The 15984-nt window shown below is 39.8% G+C and carries 14 protein-coding genes and 1 pseudogene; 2 read left to right on the forward strand and 13 right to left on the reverse strand.

Annotated features, from left to right (window positions below):
* Positions 1 to 102: 102 nt before the first annotated feature.
* From ACGEDC_RS00230 to ACGEDC_RS00240, 3 genes are all read right to left on the reverse strand, one after another.
* Complete coding sequence (locus tag ACGEDC_RS00230; RefSeq protein WP_394495714.1) at positions 103 to 852, reverse strand: DNA-binding domain-containing protein; 750 nt, start codon at positions 850 to 852, stop codon at positions 103 to 105.
* On the reverse strand, positions 852 to 1691 hold the full coding sequence (locus tag ACGEDC_RS00235; RefSeq protein ID WP_394495716.1) for a DUF692 domain-containing protein: 840 nt from the start codon (positions 1689 to 1691) through the stop codon (positions 852 to 854). The genes ACGEDC_RS00230 and ACGEDC_RS00235 overlap by 1 nt, the downstream gene beginning before the upstream one ends.
* Positions 1692 to 1832: 141 nt before the next feature.
* Positions 1833 to 2264 (reverse strand): hypothetical protein, encoded by a 432-nt coding sequence (locus ACGEDC_RS00240; protein ID WP_055024656.1) that lies wholly within the window; start codon positions 2262 to 2264, stop codon positions 1833 to 1835.
* A gap of 315 nt (positions 2265 to 2579) precedes the next feature.
* On the opposite strand from ACGEDC_RS00240, the gene ACGEDC_RS00245 reads away from it, so the two are divergent.
* Positions 2580 to 3527, forward strand: coding sequence for a tRNA-dihydrouridine synthase (locus ACGEDC_RS00245; RefSeq protein WP_119969405.1), 948 nt, complete (start codon positions 2580 to 2582; stop codon positions 3525 to 3527).
* Positions 3528 to 3682: 155 nt separating this feature from the next.
* Positions 3683 to 4051 (forward strand): TraR/DksA C4-type zinc finger protein, encoded by a 369-nt coding sequence (locus ACGEDC_RS00250; protein WP_055024658.1) that lies wholly within the window; start codon positions 3683 to 3685, stop codon positions 4049 to 4051.
* Between the two features lie 174 nt (positions 4052 to 4225).
* Here the strand turns inward: ACGEDC_RS00250 and ACGEDC_RS00255 are convergent.
* The 10 genes and pseudogenes from ACGEDC_RS00255 to iscU form a co-directional block, all read right to left on the reverse strand.
* A pseudogene (locus ACGEDC_RS00255) lies at positions 4226 to 6900 on the reverse strand (TonB-dependent receptor).
* A 412-nt stretch (positions 6901 to 7312) separates the two neighbouring features.
* Positions 7313 to 7981 (reverse strand): TonB-dependent receptor domain-containing protein, encoded by a 669-nt coding sequence (locus ACGEDC_RS00260; protein ID WP_394498185.1) that lies wholly within the window; start codon positions 7979 to 7981, stop codon positions 7313 to 7315.
* Positions 7982 to 7998: 17 nt separating this feature from the next.
* Entirely contained in the window at positions 7999 to 10065 is a 2067-nt protein-coding gene (locus ACGEDC_RS00265; protein WP_394495719.1) for a TonB-dependent receptor plug domain-containing protein, read from the reverse strand.
* 743 nt (positions 10066 to 10808) lie between these two features.
* Positions 10809 to 11240 (reverse strand): nucleoside-diphosphate kinase, encoded by a 432-nt coding sequence (gene ndk / locus ACGEDC_RS00270; RefSeq protein ID WP_055024661.1) that lies wholly within the window; start codon positions 11238 to 11240, stop codon positions 10809 to 10811.
* A 241-nt stretch (positions 11241 to 11481) separates the two neighbouring features.
* On the reverse strand, positions 11482 to 12126 hold the full coding sequence (locus ACGEDC_RS00275; RefSeq protein ID WP_119969403.1) for a TetR/AcrR family transcriptional regulator: 645 nt from the start codon (positions 12124 to 12126) through the stop codon (positions 11482 to 11484).
* A 265-nt stretch (positions 12127 to 12391) separates the two neighbouring features.
* Entirely contained in the window at positions 12392 to 12727 is a 336-nt protein-coding gene (gene fdx, locus ACGEDC_RS00280) for an ISC system 2Fe-2S type ferredoxin (RefSeq protein ID WP_055024663.1), read from the reverse strand.
* Positions 12728 to 12735: 8 nt separating this feature from the next.
* The gene (hscA, locus tag ACGEDC_RS00285; protein ID WP_055024664.1) at positions 12736 to 14598 is read right to left on the reverse strand and encodes a Fe-S protein assembly chaperone HscA; all 1863 of its coding nucleotides are present in this window, start codon (positions 14596 to 14598) and stop codon (positions 12736 to 12738) included.
* A gap of 78 nt (positions 14599 to 14676) precedes the next feature.
* Positions 14677 to 15201, reverse strand: a complete 525-nt coding sequence (gene hscB, locus ACGEDC_RS00290; RefSeq protein ID WP_055024665.1) for a co-chaperone HscB — start codon at positions 15199 to 15201, stop codon at positions 14677 to 14679.
* A gap of 56 nt (positions 15202 to 15257) precedes the next feature.
* Complete coding sequence (gene iscA, locus ACGEDC_RS00295) at positions 15258 to 15581, reverse strand: iron-sulfur cluster assembly protein IscA (protein WP_055024666.1); 324 nt, start codon at positions 15579 to 15581, stop codon at positions 15258 to 15260.
* A 13-nt stretch (positions 15582 to 15594) separates the two neighbouring features.
* Positions 15595 to 15978 carry a Fe-S cluster assembly scaffold IscU gene (gene iscU / locus ACGEDC_RS00300; RefSeq protein WP_055024667.1) on the reverse strand — a complete coding sequence of 128 codons (384 nt, stop codon included), beginning with the start codon at positions 15976 to 15978 and terminating at the stop codon, positions 15595 to 15597.
* Positions 15979 to 15984 lie beyond the last annotated feature (6 nt).

Genomic DNA, 15984 nt, shown 5'->3' on the forward strand with positions numbered 1-15984 from the left:
CCACCTACCGGCAGCGTGAAGTAGATCACAAAATCCGCGCCATTGTAAGTAAAAAGGCCTACAATAAAAACCCTAAAAATTTTAAGCCATTTATTATCCTGTTTATCCTCTACTCTCTCGACAAATAATCTGTTTTTCAGCCAACTGTTGTAACATCTGTAAGCAGCCGCTGGCTAAGGTTTCTGAAGTCATTTGCGGGTAAGATTGTTTAAGCCATTCTATTATATCTGAAAAATAACATTGCTCGGCTTGATTAATGTATGCGAGCACTTGCGCTGTTAATGGGTTTAACTGCAAAAAGTTTACCTCATCAGCTTGATCTCGGTATATACAAAAACTATGTGGTAGCTCACTCGGCTCTGTTGGCTGATAGTCAAGACTAATGTGCTGCACATCGTATTGATATTGTGCAATGGTCGCTGTGTCTGACAGAGTGAGCGGCAGCTCGGTAATCATATCTCTAGCGATAGCCACTTGCTTGTCGTTATCAAAGACAGCCGAAATATAAAGCTCTAACCACTCATAATGGGCCAACTCCACCATAAACGGCGGATCGTAATCTTTTGCTTGATAATCCGTTTGTAAAAAAGCGATAAATTCTTGTGAAATTTCAACAAACAAAGGTGTCTTACAGTCAAAACTAACAAAAAACTCTTGGATTAATTTAAGCCAAGCATCATCAGTGTATAACGATTTAAGAACAGGAAAAGCACTCGATACAAACCCATTAATGTTATTAAAAAACAATTCCCGATAAACCGTCATCCGTTCAAGGCTTATTCCTTCAGGCAAGGGTTTACTGGGGTCGCGAATGTAATCCATAAACTCATATTGAGTATCAATAAAGCTCATTAGGCACTCCTTGACTTAGCCTGTAATAATGCCTGTTGTTGGTATTGATGAATCTGATTAATTTCAATCAATAACTCTGACGTTTCAGGAATATTAAAATCTCGCTCTAACAAGGTAGGAAACACGCCATGCTGCTGATAGCTTTGCTGTAATAATTTCCACACAGGGTCTATAACATCTGCACCATGAGTGTCGACCATCAGGTCTGATGATTCTTCGTAATGCCCTGCTATGTGCATATATTCAATACGTTCAGTTGGCATAGAAGCTAAAAACTCAGCCGCATCATATTGATGGTTAATTGAATTAACGTAAATATTATTTACATCAAGCAGTAATTTACAATCAGCTTCAGCTAATACCGCATTGACAAAGGTTTGTTCATTCATCTGCGCACCAGGTGCTGCATAAAAAGACACATTTTCAAGAATAAATGGGCGCTCGAGAATGTCTTCAACTTGTTTTATACGTTTAACGACGTAAGTGACTGCTTCATCAGTAAACGGAATTGGCATCAGGTCATACATGTGACCCGTACCGGAACAGTAGCTTAAATGTTCAGAATAAATAGAGATCTGATGTAAATCGAGAAACGCTTTTATTTGTTTAACAAATTCAGTATCAAGCTCTTCAGGGCTGCCAATTGACAAGGACAAACCATGGCAAAAGAAATCATGCTGCTCAGTGAGTTGCCTAAACTGTTTGCCAAACTTTCCTCCCAGAGTCATCCAATTTTCTGGCGCCACTTCAAAGAAGTTAATCTCATCTGGCACTTGCTGACAAAACTCATCAAGCATCTCTCGGCGTAAACCCAGTCCAACTTTTGCTTGCTCTGCCATTACAACACTCCGTCTGTTACTTTTTATCAATTAAAAAGGCCTGTATAACAGGCCTTATCATGACGTACTTTACATTCACATTAAACATTCAATGAGGTAAAAAAATGTTATGGATGTAAAGTTTATATGCTAGTAAATGAATTACTTAGCACCACCACATTTGCCTTCACCGCATTTGCCTTCTTTGGCTTTTTTGTCGCCGCCGCATTTACCTTCGCCACACTTGCCTTCTTTGGCTTTCATATCGCCGCCGCATTTACCTTCGCCACACTTGCCTTCTTTGGCTTTCATGTCGCCGCCGCATTTACCTTCGCCACACTTGCCTTCTTTGGCTTTCATGTCGCCGCCGCATTTACCTTCGCCACACTTGCCTTCTTTGGCTTTCATGTCGCCGCCGCATTTACCTTCGCCACACTTACCTTCTTTGGCTTTTTCTTCGCCACCATCAAGTTGGTAGCCGGCATTCATTTGTTCGAAGCCAAATGGATTAGCTTCGACTTGAGTAGAAACACCTGCTGTTAAAACCACTGCACCTAACGCCATTGCTACTGTAGTTTGCTTTACTGAGTTCATAATAATCTTCCTTATATTCAAACTTTATAATGGTGACCAACAACTAACAGTGCTGGCTTACAATTTAATAGACCTAATCACGTTTACTTTTATTTCACATAATTTGATCTAAATCATAATTATTTTCAAAATTTCTTGCTAGAGAATAATTTATAGTTGTAAGCATAGTGTAAAAATAGGATTTATCTAGCTGATATTTATCATTAAAATTAAGTAATCATGTACCCAGCTACTTTTTGATGATTTATAAATGAATTTGTATAACAAATCAAAGTCGCTAGAATAGCGCTCCTTTTACTGATTACAGGTTGAACCGTGCGCGTAGTATTAGCCCCTATGGAAGGCGTCATTGATGACTTGATGCGAGAAATATTGTCTGAAATTAATCCATATGACTTGGTGGTGACTGAGTTCGTTAGGGTTGTCAGCCAATTACTTCCAGAAAAAGTCTATTACAAATTATGTCCTGAACTGCGCAATGGCGGCTTAACCGCCTCTGGTACGCCGGTACGTATTCAACTGTTAGGCCAACACCCAAGTGTCATGGCTGAAAATGCGCATAGAGCAGTTGAACTTGGCTCACAAGGTGTCGATGCTAATTTCGGTTGTCCTGCAAAAATGGTTAATCGAAGTAAAGGCGGCGCAGTATTATTGCAATACCCTGATACCATCCACGATATTGTTAAAGCCATGCGTGACGCTGTACCGAATGAGCAACCTGTTACAGCTAAAATCCGTTTAGGTTTTGAAGACAAGTCACTCTTTATGGAAAATGCGTTAGCTGTTTACGAAGCTGGTGCCAGTGAAATTGCAATTCATGCCAGAAGTAAAGTTGATGGCTATAAGCCACCAGCTTATTGGGAGTACATTACTGAAGTGCGTAAACGATTACCTATTCCAGTTATTGCCAATGGTGAAATTTGGAGTCGTGAAGATGCAATAAGATGCATGGATGTCACTGGCTGTGACAACATCATGCTAGGGCGCGGAGCAATGTCATTACCAAACTTAGCTGCAGCAATTAAAGGCGAGCAAGTACCTTATACTTGGGCTCAAACGTTAAGTTTGTTGCTACGTTACACCCAAAAACAATTAATTGGTAAGAAGTCAGACTATTACCCTGCAAGAGTTAAGCAGTGGTTTACCTACCTTAATAAACAATACCCAGAAGCCGATGCGTTATTTAGAGACCTACGTGTATTAAAAACCACAGATGAAATTGTCGCCATACTAGAAAAAACCTACGAACAACAAAATCGTTAATTTCATAAAAAAGCTTCATTAGTACGTATTAATATTAACGAAACTTAATATTTGTTTGCTTAAATGAAGCTTTGAATTGATCTCCATCATAACAATACTAGCCGATGACGTTAGACTAAATACCCAGATAAGCGATTAAGTAATTAGGTCATTTTGTGAGTATTCAAGAAATACAGCAATCATTAATGCAAAGAGAAGCGCAGCTTAAATATGAGTTAGTGCATCAATTAAATCAAAAAGGTCATGTGCAAAGTGCCTCACAAAGCCACTTTAATATGAGCTTAACCGAGCTTATTGAATTAATGAGTCAGCAGAATTTAACTGACACTCCGCTATTTGGTCAATTAACACGCCTAGATGCCGCATTATGCCAATTAGAGTTAGGTTTGTATGGCTTATGTTCAGATTGCGAATCCGATATTGAACCTGAGCGACTAGCAGCAGACCCCACCGAGCAGCGATGTGCTTGCTGTGCAGAAAAACACCGTAATGAACATCGACAAGAGTTGCGACTAAGCCATTAAAATATAAAGTGTCACTTAAATATCGAGAGTCACTTAAATATCGAGACTCACTCGCATATACAGTGATTCATAAAAATCACCTTCCTCATCTTAATACTGCTCGATTTCAATCGTATCGCTTTTGAGATATAAAAAACCTCCGACTAGCGGAGGTTTTTTTAGCGTAAATTCACTTTAGAATTTTTGATTAATACGTAGGTAGTAAGTACGACCTAGAACATCATACAAGTCAGTATTGACGTCGCGGTAACCTGAGAAGTCGTACCAAGTTGGTGCTTCTTCATCAAATACATTGTTAATACCTACTGTAATCGTACCGTTCCAATCATGGGTGTAACCAAACTGGATATTATGCTTAAAGTAATCCGGTGTATCTGTGACATAGTCATAGCCTAGATCACGCCAGTATTGACCAGATTGGCTGCCAATGTACACAGTAGTCCACGCTGCATTAAAGTCATTGTAGTACCATGCAGCAGCTAAATTACCACGCCATTGTGGATAATCTTGAATACCTGCTAAATCGATCGGAATAGACTCTTCATTCGCTTGCTCTTCAAATTCTAATACATGTGTCATATCAACTTTGAAGTTAAAGTCACCGAAACCGGTTTCTAAATTATATGAGGTAGCAAAATCTAAACCACTGGTAGCAACCGAAGACATATTAATGTAACCACTTTCTATGTATTCAATTTTACCGTCTGCCCCACGAGTCACAAAGTCTGAGCTACCATTAAGCTTTTCGTCACGAATGACATCTGTAGCGCTAACCGCTTCAATCTTGTTATCGTAAGTAATGTCGTAGTAAGAAAGCTCAAGACTCCAAGCATCAGTTACATTCCATACAGCACCTAAAGTAAGAGAGTTACCTTCTTCAGCTTCTAAGTCAGGGTTACCACCAAACCATGTTTTATGTTGATTACCCGTTGCACAATAGTTTTCATCAGAACCGTTGTTAGCTTCACACCATACTGAGTCATAAGCAGTTTCAAAACTTAGAGATTGAGATGAGAACATTTCGCCCATATTAGGAGCACGGAATGAATCACCATAACTTGCACGGACTAATAAGCTATCCACAGGACGCCAGCTAACACCAATTTTAGGTACGACGGCATCAAAAGTAGATGAATTAGTCACAACCCCCGTAGCACCGGTTAGCGAGCCTTCTTGCTCATAACGTTCATAACGTACTGCTAACGATACATCGACGTTGGCAGGTAAGCCCATTTGGATCTCAGTGTATGCAGCTGTACGATCACGCTCTGCATCGACATCATCACCACCCGAACCACCAGAAATGATACCCGCAGCAGACTCAGGATCTGATGTTTGCTTGAAGTTGATCATTTCGTACTCTGCACCAACTAACATAGCCAGTGTAAAGTTGTCGCTATCAATAAACGTTGTAGAAGCAAGGCCATCAATTTGAGTGCTATCGAACTTACCTTGGTAAACACCAGTATGATTTGCTGCACTATAAAGAGCAGTCATGGTTTGATCCCATTCATCATAGCTCATGCCACTGGTGTTAAAGATATCGTAGTTACCAGTGTCAATTTCACTTTGAATAATGTCATCATTAATCAAATTGTAGTTAAATGAATTAGTTGTAGAACCTGAGTATTGGGCATTAATCTCCCAATCGATACCATTACCAATGTCAGCAAAACCAACAAAGCCACCTAACATGTCATAGTTATTTGTTTCAGTTAACGTATCACGCTCACCTATTTGAACTGAACGCATGTAAAGCGTCATGTCTTCACCCGTTGGGTTATAGACATTGTCTGCAGACATGACTGGATAGTTGGTAGAAACTGGTGTTCCGGCATAACGAGTGTTGGTTTCACTTAATGATGCAGAACCACGACCACGAAATTGAATATCATCAGTAATATCATAACTAAAGTTGGTCATAAACGAGTTACGCGTCATGTCACCAAATAACTTTGTTACTTCGCCATAACTGTAATAACAGCGACCGTTGTTATTACCATCAGTACCATTTACGACATTTTCTGTGTCATCACACATTTCTGAGTTTGAATAGAACTCATAAATGTCTTCACCATCCTCATCGACTCTACCAGTATTGTAATAGCCGTTTGGAACTGAACTGAATGAGCTATAATCACCATAAGAATCATCATCCATGTTCCAGATATCGCGATCCATCACAGCTTTAGTATCGTAATACTCATAGGTAAAAGTGATATTACCTTTATCCGTATTGTAACCAGTTGCAATTGAGAATCGAGTTGCATCCCCACCTTCAACATCTGGCATTTCCATGCTGTAATCTAATTGAACACCTTCAAACTCTTTTTTGTAATGATGTTAATTACACCAGCAACCGCATCCGAGCCGTAAACAGCTGACGCACCATCACGTAAAATCTCGATACGTTCTACAATAGCGATTGGAATTTGTGATGTATCAGCAGTAGAACCAGAACTAGAACTCGTTCCTGGCATACGACGACCATCTAATAATACCAAGGTAGCTTGTGAGCCAAGGCCACGCATGTTAATTGAGCTAGTTGCACTTGCACCAGAGCCATAACCAGATGTACCACGCCATGAACCAAATGCGTTGATAGATGAGTTGTTAAGTACATCAGCAACTGTTTTTTCACCAGTCAGTGCAATATCAGCAGCACTTAAGACTGTTACAGGTGAAGATGTTTCCATATCCACTTGCTTAATACGTGAACCTGTCACTTCTATTCTTTCTACTTTTTCAGCTTCTTCAGCAAAAGCGATACCTGAAAAAGCCAACGATGCTGCTGTTGCAGCTAGAATACTGCGACGAACCGCCTTAGCTGTTAGCGTTAATGAACTCATGTAAATCTCCCTGAACGTTAAATATGATAACGTATTGACTTTTTATTGTTTTATTTAGTTATAGCGAAGTTAAGACCTCACATTGATACTGTTAAAACAACCCAAAAGCTTCAACAAGAGACACAGCCATTTAACGAGCGGGATACAAATTAATACACACGGGCAAATAGTATCAAAAGGTAACTGCCGCAAAACCATACATTACAATAACTTACGTTAAAACAACTGTTTCACAGCCAAAAAGCCCAAAGCAGTTACAACTAGCAACCATTGAAAATGTAAGGTTACTTTTCGTTAACGCTCAATAACATGGTAAATTTTGTGCACTTTTTAACAGAGAAACAAAAAAATCTCGGCCAATTGGCCGAGAATTTTAACATTTAACCTTAACTTACAAGGTAAATTTTGTGATTTAGAACTTCACGCTAGCACGAACGAAGAAGTAACGACCTAATACATCATAAGTGTACGGATCGGTATTTGAATCGTTGTTACCTGTGTAGTAAGGAGGCTCTTCATCTAATACGTTGTTCACACCACCAGACAATCTAACAGTTTCGTTAATATCGTAAGAAGCTGAGATATCGTGATAAACGATTGAGTCAACTGAAGGCGCGTAACAGTCACTTGGATCATCTTTACAAGCGAATGAATCCATTCCGTCAATGTAACGAGCTTCATAAGTAGCAGACCAGTCATCACCAGCAGCAGTTAAGTTAAAGTTAGTCTTTAACTCTGCGTATGCACCTACACCACCTGTGATGTAGCCAGTGTAATCAACTGCATTACCGTCTTGGTCAAATTCTTCATAAGTATCTAGAATAGAAGTATCAAGACCTGCTTTCCAATCTAAACCTAAACCTTCGAAGGTATAAGCTACGTTAATGTCGAAACCAGAAGTGTTTGTTTCACCAATGTTTTGTAAACCATTATCAAATGCGATACGACCAGTGTTATCAATAGAGATATTAGCTGATTGACAAAGTGCTGTACCTTCATTGATCTTGTTGCCATTTGCATCTAAACACTGATTAGCAACATAGTTAGAATCAACAGAAGTAATAGTATTTGTAATTGCAATATCGTAGTAATCAACAGTTAAAGATAACCCTTCAACAAAGCTTGGGAGTAAACTAAACCAAGAGTAGTGATATCTGCTTCTTCAGGAGTAAGGTTAGGGTTACCGCCTACAGTTACTTCTGCTTGAGTTTGATCTGTTGCAGGGTGAACAATTTGGTCGAATGATGGAGATGCACCACCGTATAACTCATCTACAGTTGGGGCACGGAAAGCGGTAGATTGAACACCACGAACCATTAAGTCATCAAATAAGCGCCAAGTTAAACCAAGCTTCCAAGTGCTATCATCACCAAATGTGCTGTAATCGAAGTAGCGAATTGCAGCGCTCATATCAACTTGTTGAGCTAGTGGTAAGTCACTTAATAAAGGAATAGCTAATTCAGCATAGAACTCGCTAACATCAAACGAACCAGATGTTGCTTCTACACGTGGGTCATTTGCAAGACCTTGCGCAGTTAATGAATCCGGAGTGAAGTAAGCAGATTCTTTACGGTATTCCGCACCAGCAGCAAAAGCTAGAGTACCAGCAGGTAAGTCAACGATGTCGCCAGAAAGAGTCGCTGCAGCAATATCTAATTCACTACCACCTGCGTTAACTTCAGTGTATACGAATGGAGCAATGCTATCGCCCATCCAAGAAGACTGTAGGAATGGGTCAAATTCACCAGCTTGAACAGCATCGTTAATCGAACCGATGTTGTGTAAATTAGCTAAAGTATCAACTGAGTCATTTTTACCTTTGTTGTAAGAAGCATCCCAAGTCCAACCATTGTCGAACTCGCCTTCAAGACCAACAACTAAGCGAATAGTATCAACTACCTGACCAAAGTCACGAGTACCAGATTCAACCATACGGCGACCGTAGCTAACTTCTTCACCAGGTTGTACCCAAGGAAGTAAATCATCAGTCATGAAACCACCGTCTGACATAGGCTTGTATTCCCATGCAGATGCGTTCCAAATTGGTTGTGGTGCCATTTGTTGGTCAGACCAACGCTTAGAGTACATTGCTTCAGAAAAGAAAATAATTGTATCTGAAAGCTCATATGTACCAGCCATGCTTAAGTTCAAACGCTCCATTGGCGTTGAAAGGTAGCTATCAGCTGAGTAGTTGTATCTATCTTCATTACTAAATTCATGATATTCACCACCACGACCACTTAAGTCAGCAGCAGATTTACCATCAAAATATTGGAATTTAGGTTTGCCTTCACCGTCGTCAACATATTCACCGTAGAAGCCAGAGTCACCGATAGCATAAGCGCCGTCTTCACCTGTACCAGTGATACCAAAATTGTTATCACCCCATACATGACCGCCTTCTGAGTAAGAAGAACCAGCACAGTATAGGCCATCAGCACCTTCTGCTATTGGACAATCAGAGAAATCACGGTCTGCTTGGCTTGCATCGCCACGCTTAGTGTACTGAGCGTTAATAACAACATTACCTTTATCGAATGTGTTACCTAATGTGAAGTCGATGCTCGTTTCATCAGCGTCACCTTGACCAGACATACCTGTTTGAACGTTCATCTCAAAACCGTCAAAATCACGCTTTAAGATTACGTTTACAACACCAGCGATAGCGTCAGTACCGTAAACAGCTGATGCGCCATCTTTAAGTACTTCAACACGTTGGATCATTGAAACTGGAATGGTGTTTAAATCAACTGAAGATGCTGCACCAGTACCAGATGCAATCATACGACGACCGTTAACTAAAACAAGTGTACGGTTTGAACCTAGACCACGTAAGTTAACACGTGCGTTACCGCCAGAACCGTTGTTCACAGCTGCGTTAGTCATAGCACCACCAGAAGAAGTCATCTTCTGTAGTACGTCATCAATAGAAGTTGCGCCTGAAGCGATGATAGACGAAGCATCAATAACACTTACTGGGCTAGCAGTTTCCATATCGGTACGTTTAATACGTGAACCGGTTACTGCAATTCTTTCTACTTTTTCTGCTTGTGCTTCTTCAGCCATTACACTAGCTGAAAAAACAGAACCTGTTGCTACAGTCGTTGCTGCAATTGTCAATAAGCTACGGCGAATAGCCTTAGCTGTTAAAGATACTGAACTCATTATAATACTCCCTTCGCTATGTCATATATAAAGTCATAACGTTATATTTTTTATTATCTAGGTTAAACATTTAATTAACCGAGAGCATTATTGTTAAATAAAATCACATTAGTCAACATCTATTACAAATTAATAACGTTTGAAATTAGAATGGTTACACTAAAGACTTAACACCTGTTATAGATATGTTAAAACGATATTTTTCAACAACTTAAATAAAATAACGTGCCACATGTAACACCATAACGATATATTTGTTAATAGAAAGTAATAACGAACATTAATTATGACCATTATTTGATCAGAAAGGTTAAATTAAATTTAAAACTTAAAAAATAAATAAACATTTCCGAGACAATGTTTAACAAATAATTAACTTAAGTAACAAATTAAATTTTGAAAATATTTATTTATTCGTACACAATTTGACGAGTAAATTATAAAAATGTGCATTTTTAGGTATATTAAAAGCAAAGAATATGAAAAATCAGTGTGTGTTTGATAAACAGCCAAAAAATAGCTGCATATAAAGTGAATTAAACAAGAATAACTATGCAAAAAGTAACAAGGTTGTGATGAAAAGAGAAATTAAAGCAGCCAGATAAGATAATGCAGCAATGGGATTGCTTACTTCCTCTTAAAATGACATTGGATACCATTTAATTTAAGTAAAATAAGTCTTCGTCCACATTGCACAACAAAAAGGAGCCATAAGGCTCCTTTTAGCGTCATTCAATTAAGAATTAACGAGTGCGTGCACATAACTCTTCAGCACTGAAGAAGTAAGCAACTTCACGCTCAGCAGATGCTACAGAATCAGAACCGTGAGCAGCGTTCTCATCGATGCTTTCAGCGAAATCTGCACGGATAGTTCCTTCAGCAGCTTCAGCTGGGTTAGTAGCACCTAAAATTTCACGGTGAGCTAGAACAGCATTTTCGCCTTCAAGCGTTTGAACCATGATTGGGCCAGAAGTCATGAATGCAACTAAAGCACCAAAGAAAGGACGTTCGCTGTGCTCAGCGTAGAAGCCTTCAGCTTGCTCTTTGCTTAAGTGAACCATTTTAGCAGCAATGATTTTCAGGCCAGCAGTTTCAAAACGGTTGTAGATAGCGCCAATGTGGTTTTTTGCAACAGCATCAGGCTTAATGATAGAAAAAGTACGTTCGATAGCCATGAAAAGCTTCCTTCTTAAATATACGGGTTTTAAATTCGCGCGGATTATACGAAATTTACGCCAACATGCATAGGGTTAATAGCGTCACATAATCAAAATGTAACCTTGTGACCTAGGTAATACAGAAATTGTGATAAGCCTCAAGCCAATTTAGCCATAAACAAAGCTAATTAAAGCCACGACTATAACTCAAAGGTTGCAGTGAGTAGCTAGGCTAACAGCTTTGTTTAACCAACTTTGCTCAACCAAAGTGTAATTGAGACTGTAAATAGCTCCCCAGCATGACCCCAAGAGCTTTAACAAATTCATCTTTGGGCATTGAACAAGCAATCGCAGGAGTAAGAGAAGGATATAATATTTTATCAAGCAGACTGTTTATCAGCATAAAAATGACCATATCAGCGGCTTTTTGTTGCACTTTGGTCGCCTTGCCATCCGACGCCATAAAATTAAGTAGCAATTGTGATAGGCGCTGGTAAGCCTCATTTCTATCTAATGAAGGATTAGTGAAAATGGTATCAGGGTGAAGCCTAGCGTTAAGGTGTATCGTTCTAAAAACGCTTTTTCTTTCATCTAAAAAGTGGAATGTTGCCTGACAAAGATGTGTTACTTGTTGTTCTAACCCATCACAGTCGTGGCATTCGAGCTCTGTGATAAAGTTGCCAAGCTCCTGGCCAAAATCATCATATAACAATGGCAATAGCGCCTCTTTATTTTCAAAGCGACGATAAAACGTTCCAACCGAAACCCCTGCCCCTTCAGCCAGTTCCTTTATGCTGATGTGTTCAAAGTACTTGACCTTCAATGCCCGTTGCAAAGACTGTAAAAACTTGTCATGCGTGACTTGGCTACGTTTTTGTTTAGGGCGTAAATCTGGTGCTGACATTCATATTTCCATTGAAAAAACAGAGGTTGATAGACTATTTTGCATCATACAATTTATGATGCAAAAACTCTAACATATAAGATTTAGCACCAACGATAATCTTGATGCCCTGATCGCCAAGCGAATCTCACAAAGCAACGCATAAGCATTAGTCACAAAAAAAGCAACGACACATGTCATTGCTTTATGGTTTTAACAGGAAGCATTATGACTTCCTTGGTTGATTCATTATTAACTATAATGAATCACTGTAGCCGAGTGAGGATTACCCTTCACTTACCATATTAATGGTGTACTTAGGGATATCAATCACCATATCACAGTCAACAACTTTAGCCTGGCAAGATAAACGGCTTTCTGGCTCTAACCCCCATGCTTTATCAAGCATATCGTCTTCTAGCTCATCACTTTCTTCAAGCTCATCAAAGCCTTCACGAACAATACAGTGACATGTAGTACATGCACATGACTTTTCGCAAGCATGTTCAATATGGATACCGTTTTTAAGTGCAACATCTAAAATAGTTTCACCTACTTCAGCTTCTAACACAGCACCGTCTGGGCACAGCTCTTCATGGGGTAAAAAAACTAACTGCGGCATTTTATCACCTATATATTATCGACAGACTGACCTTTCAGTGCTGCTCGAATAGAATTATCCATACGACGTGAAGCAAACTCTTGGGTTTGTTCATCTAGTGCTTCAATCGCTTTTTCAATAGCATCGGTATCATCACCTTGAGCGGTTATTTGTAACTGTTCAATGGCAGCATGAATTTGTGCTTGTTCTTCGGTATTAAGTAAATCTGCGTCTTTTGCTAATGCAGCAGATAAAGTTTCAACCACTCTTGAAGCTTCAACTTGTTGTTCTGCCAGCATTCTGCGCGTGATGTCATCTTTAGCATGCTTCATTGAATCTTTCAGCATAGTCGCTATTTCAGTATCAGATAAACCAAATGAAGGTTTTACTTGAATCGTTGACTTAACTTCCGTCGACTTTTCCATCGCTGTGACACTCAGTAAACCATCAGCATCTACTTGGAATGTGACACGAATGTGCGCAGCACCTGCCGCTAGTGCAGGAATACCATTTAAAGTGAAACGTGCTAATGAACGACAGTCATCCACTAACTCACGTTCACCTTGGACCACATGGAAAGCCATGGCAGTTTGGCCATCTTTAAATGTGGTAAACTCTTGAGCTCGTGCAACAGGGATAGTGGTATTACGGGTCACGACTTTCTCAATCAGTCCCCCCATAGTCTCAATGCCTAACGACAGTGGAATAACATCAAGCAATAATAAATCTGATTCAGGTTTATTGCCCACTAAAATGTCAGCTTGAATCGCTGCACCAATAGCCACAACACGATCGGGATCAATTGATGTTAATGGCGTTTTACCAAAGAAACGTTCAACTTGCTCACGTACTAAAGGTACACGAGTAGAACCACCAACCATAACCGTTTCAATGATCTCATCAGTGGTGACTTCAGCGTCACGTAATGTTCTACGGCAACTGGCAATCGTTTTCTTAACAAGTGAGCCGATAAGCCCTTCAAATTCAGCTTTAGAAACATCAGCAGTTAATACGTCACCGTTTTCTAACGTAATACTCGCTGTGCTGGTTTCATCATTAGTTAGCTGCTCTTTGACTCGTCTAGATTCAATCAATAACTGTCTATTTAATGAAGCAGTTAATTCAGTCAACCCCATTGCGCTTTGCAAGTGATTACGCAACAGATGATCAAAGTCATCACCGCCAAGCGCTGAGTCGCCGCCAGTAGCTAATACTTCAAACACACCTCTATTCAAACGAAGAATAGAAATATCGAAGGTTCCCCCACCTAAATCATAGATGGCAATAACGCCTTCTTGTTTAGTGTCTAAACCGTAAGCAATAGCAGCAGCCGTGGGTTCATTTAATAAACGTAAAACTTTAACTCCCAGAAGCTCTGCTGCATCTTTAGTGCCTTGACGCTGCGCGTCATCGAAATAAGCAGGTACTGTAATGACAACACCTTCTAAGTCACCGCCAAGGGTTTTTTCGGCTCTTGAGATTAACGGCTTTAAAATTTCAGCTGAAACTTGGACTGGATTCACTGCGCCTTGCGCCGTGTTAAATACAGGTAGCCCGTTTTCACTTGCGGTAAAATCATATGGCAAGTTTTGCTCTGCAGACTGAATGTCTTTTAAGCTGCGCCCCATAAAACGTTTGACTGAGACAATGGTATTTTTAGGATCTTGTGCAGACTTAACTTGTGCCGCGTAACCCGTTTCGACACTATCAGAGCCGTAATGAACCACAGAAGGAAGTGAGTGTTGATTGTCATTATCTGGCAAGGTTGACGCTTCACCACTTCTAACAGCTGCAACCAAAGAGTTAGTTGTACCTAAATCGATGCCAACTGCAAGTCTGTGCTGGTGAGGTGCGGCGCTTTGGCCGGGCTCTGCAATTTGAAAAAGGGCCATATTAATCCAGTTATTTTGAGGGAAAAAGAACCATTAATTGTAGATAGCAAAAAGCTCTGTAATTGACAGAGCTCAGCGTTAATCTAGCAATGAATCTTCAACTCTTGCTAATTCATCCTGCAATTTTGCCATAAATTTCAGCTTTCTGATCTGATCAGCTGCAGATAAATCATCATTTTCTGCATTAGTGGCTAATAATTGGGCAAGGGATTGCGATAGGGTTTTCTCGTAGTCAGCAAATGATTGATATAAATCTTCGATTAAGTCATCAGCTTGCTGGCTATCTTTAATATCTTCTAACGCTTCACGCCATTCCATTTGCTGCATTAAGAAAGCAGTATCTTTCACTGTTGTAGTTTCATGGCTAATATCAACACCACGAAGACTTAACATATGTTCAGCGCGCTTTAATGGGTTTTTAAGCGTTTGGTATCCGTCGTTAACTTGCGCAGTGCGTTGCACTGATAACAGTTTTTGTTGTTCAGACTCGCTGGCAAATTTATCAGGATGAACCGCCCTTTGCAGCTCGCGATAGCGCTCTGCAAGGTTGGCGGTGTCGATATCAAAGGAAGGTGTTATTTGAAATAATTCAAAGTAATTCATTGGCAGATATCATGCTCTTTTTGGGTAAATGACAGTAAAGCTTTATGTGTATTAGATTACACAGTAAAGCTTTCACCACAACCACATTCACCTTTGGCATTAGGGTTGTTAAATTGGAAACCTTCGTTCAGGCCTTCTTTAACAAAATCTAATTCAATGCCTTGTAAATAAATAAAACTCTTGGCATCGATGATGATATTAACGCCTTCTATTTCGTAAATCTCATCATCGTCGTTTGCTTCATCAACAAACTCAAGCACATAAGCCATACCAGAACAGCCAGATGTTCTTAACCCTAGGCGTAAACCCAAGCCTTTTCCTCGATTAACTAGGAAAGATTTCACTCGTTCAGCCGCAGCTGGGGTCATTGTAATTGCCATCTTAACTCCGGTATTACTTGTCTTGCTTTGATTTGTACTCATCTAATGCTGCTTTAATAGCGTCTTCTGCTAAAATAGAGCAATGGATTTTAACAGGAGGTAAAGCAAGCTCTTCTGCGATATCAGCATTCTTAATTGTTGCTGCTTCATCAACACTTTTGCCTTTAACCCACTCAGTTACGAGCGAACTTGACGCGATTGCACTACCACAACCATAAGTTTTGAATTTAGCGTCTTCAATGATGCCGTTTTCGCCAATTTTAAGTTGAAGCTTCATCACGTCACCACATGCTGGTGCACCAACCATACCTGTTACCACTGAAGGGTCATTTTTATCAAATGAACCAACGTTACGTGGATTTTCATAATGTTCGATTACTTTTTCGCTGTAAGCCATAACAAT

Source organism: Shewanella sp. ENK2, assembly GCF_043568515.1.
GTDB lineage: Bacteria > Pseudomonadota > Gammaproteobacteria > Enterobacterales > Shewanellaceae > Shewanella > Shewanella japonica.

Bases quoted from the DNA above. Each gene is read 5' to 3' on its own strand.
- ACGEDC_RS00230 (WP_394495714.1), bottom strand. From the start codon at position 852: ATGAGCTTTATTGATACTCAATATGAGTTTATGGATTACATTCGCGAC.
- ACGEDC_RS00235 (WP_394495716.1), bottom strand. From the start codon at position 1,691: ATGGCAGAGCAAGCAAAAGTTGGACTGGGTTTACGCCGAGAGATGCTT.
- ACGEDC_RS00240 (WP_055024656.1), bottom strand. From the start codon at position 2,264: ATGAACTCAGTAAAGCAAACTACAGTAGCAATGGCGTTAGGTGCAGTG.
- ACGEDC_RS00265 (WP_394495719.1), bottom strand. From the start codon at position 10,065: ATGAGTTCAGTATCTTTAACAGCTAAGGCTATTCGCCGTAGCTTATTG.
- ndk (WP_055024661.1), bottom strand. From the start codon at position 11,240: ATGGCTATCGAACGTACTTTTTCTATCATTAAGCCTGATGCTGTTGCA.
- ACGEDC_RS00275 (WP_119969403.1), bottom strand. From the start codon at position 12,126: ATGTCAGCACCAGATTTACGCCCTAAACAAAAACGTAGCCAAGTCACG.
- fdx (WP_055024663.1), bottom strand. From the start codon at position 12,727: ATGCCGCAGTTAGTTTTTTTACCCCATGAAGAGCTGTGCCCAGACGGT.
- hscA (WP_055024664.1), bottom strand. From the start codon at position 14,598: ATGGCCCTTTTTCAAATTGCAGAGCCCGGCCAAAGCGCCGCACCTCAC.
- hscB (WP_055024665.1), bottom strand. From the start codon at position 15,201: ATGAATTACTTTGAATTATTTCAAATAACACCTTCCTTTGATATCGAC.
- iscA (WP_055024666.1), bottom strand. From the start codon at position 15,581: ATGGCAATTACAATGACCCCAGCTGCGGCTGAACGAGTGAAATCTTTC.
- iscU (WP_055024667.1), bottom strand. From the start codon at position 15,978: ATGGCTTACAGCGAAAAAGTAATCGAACATTATGAAAATCCACGTAAC.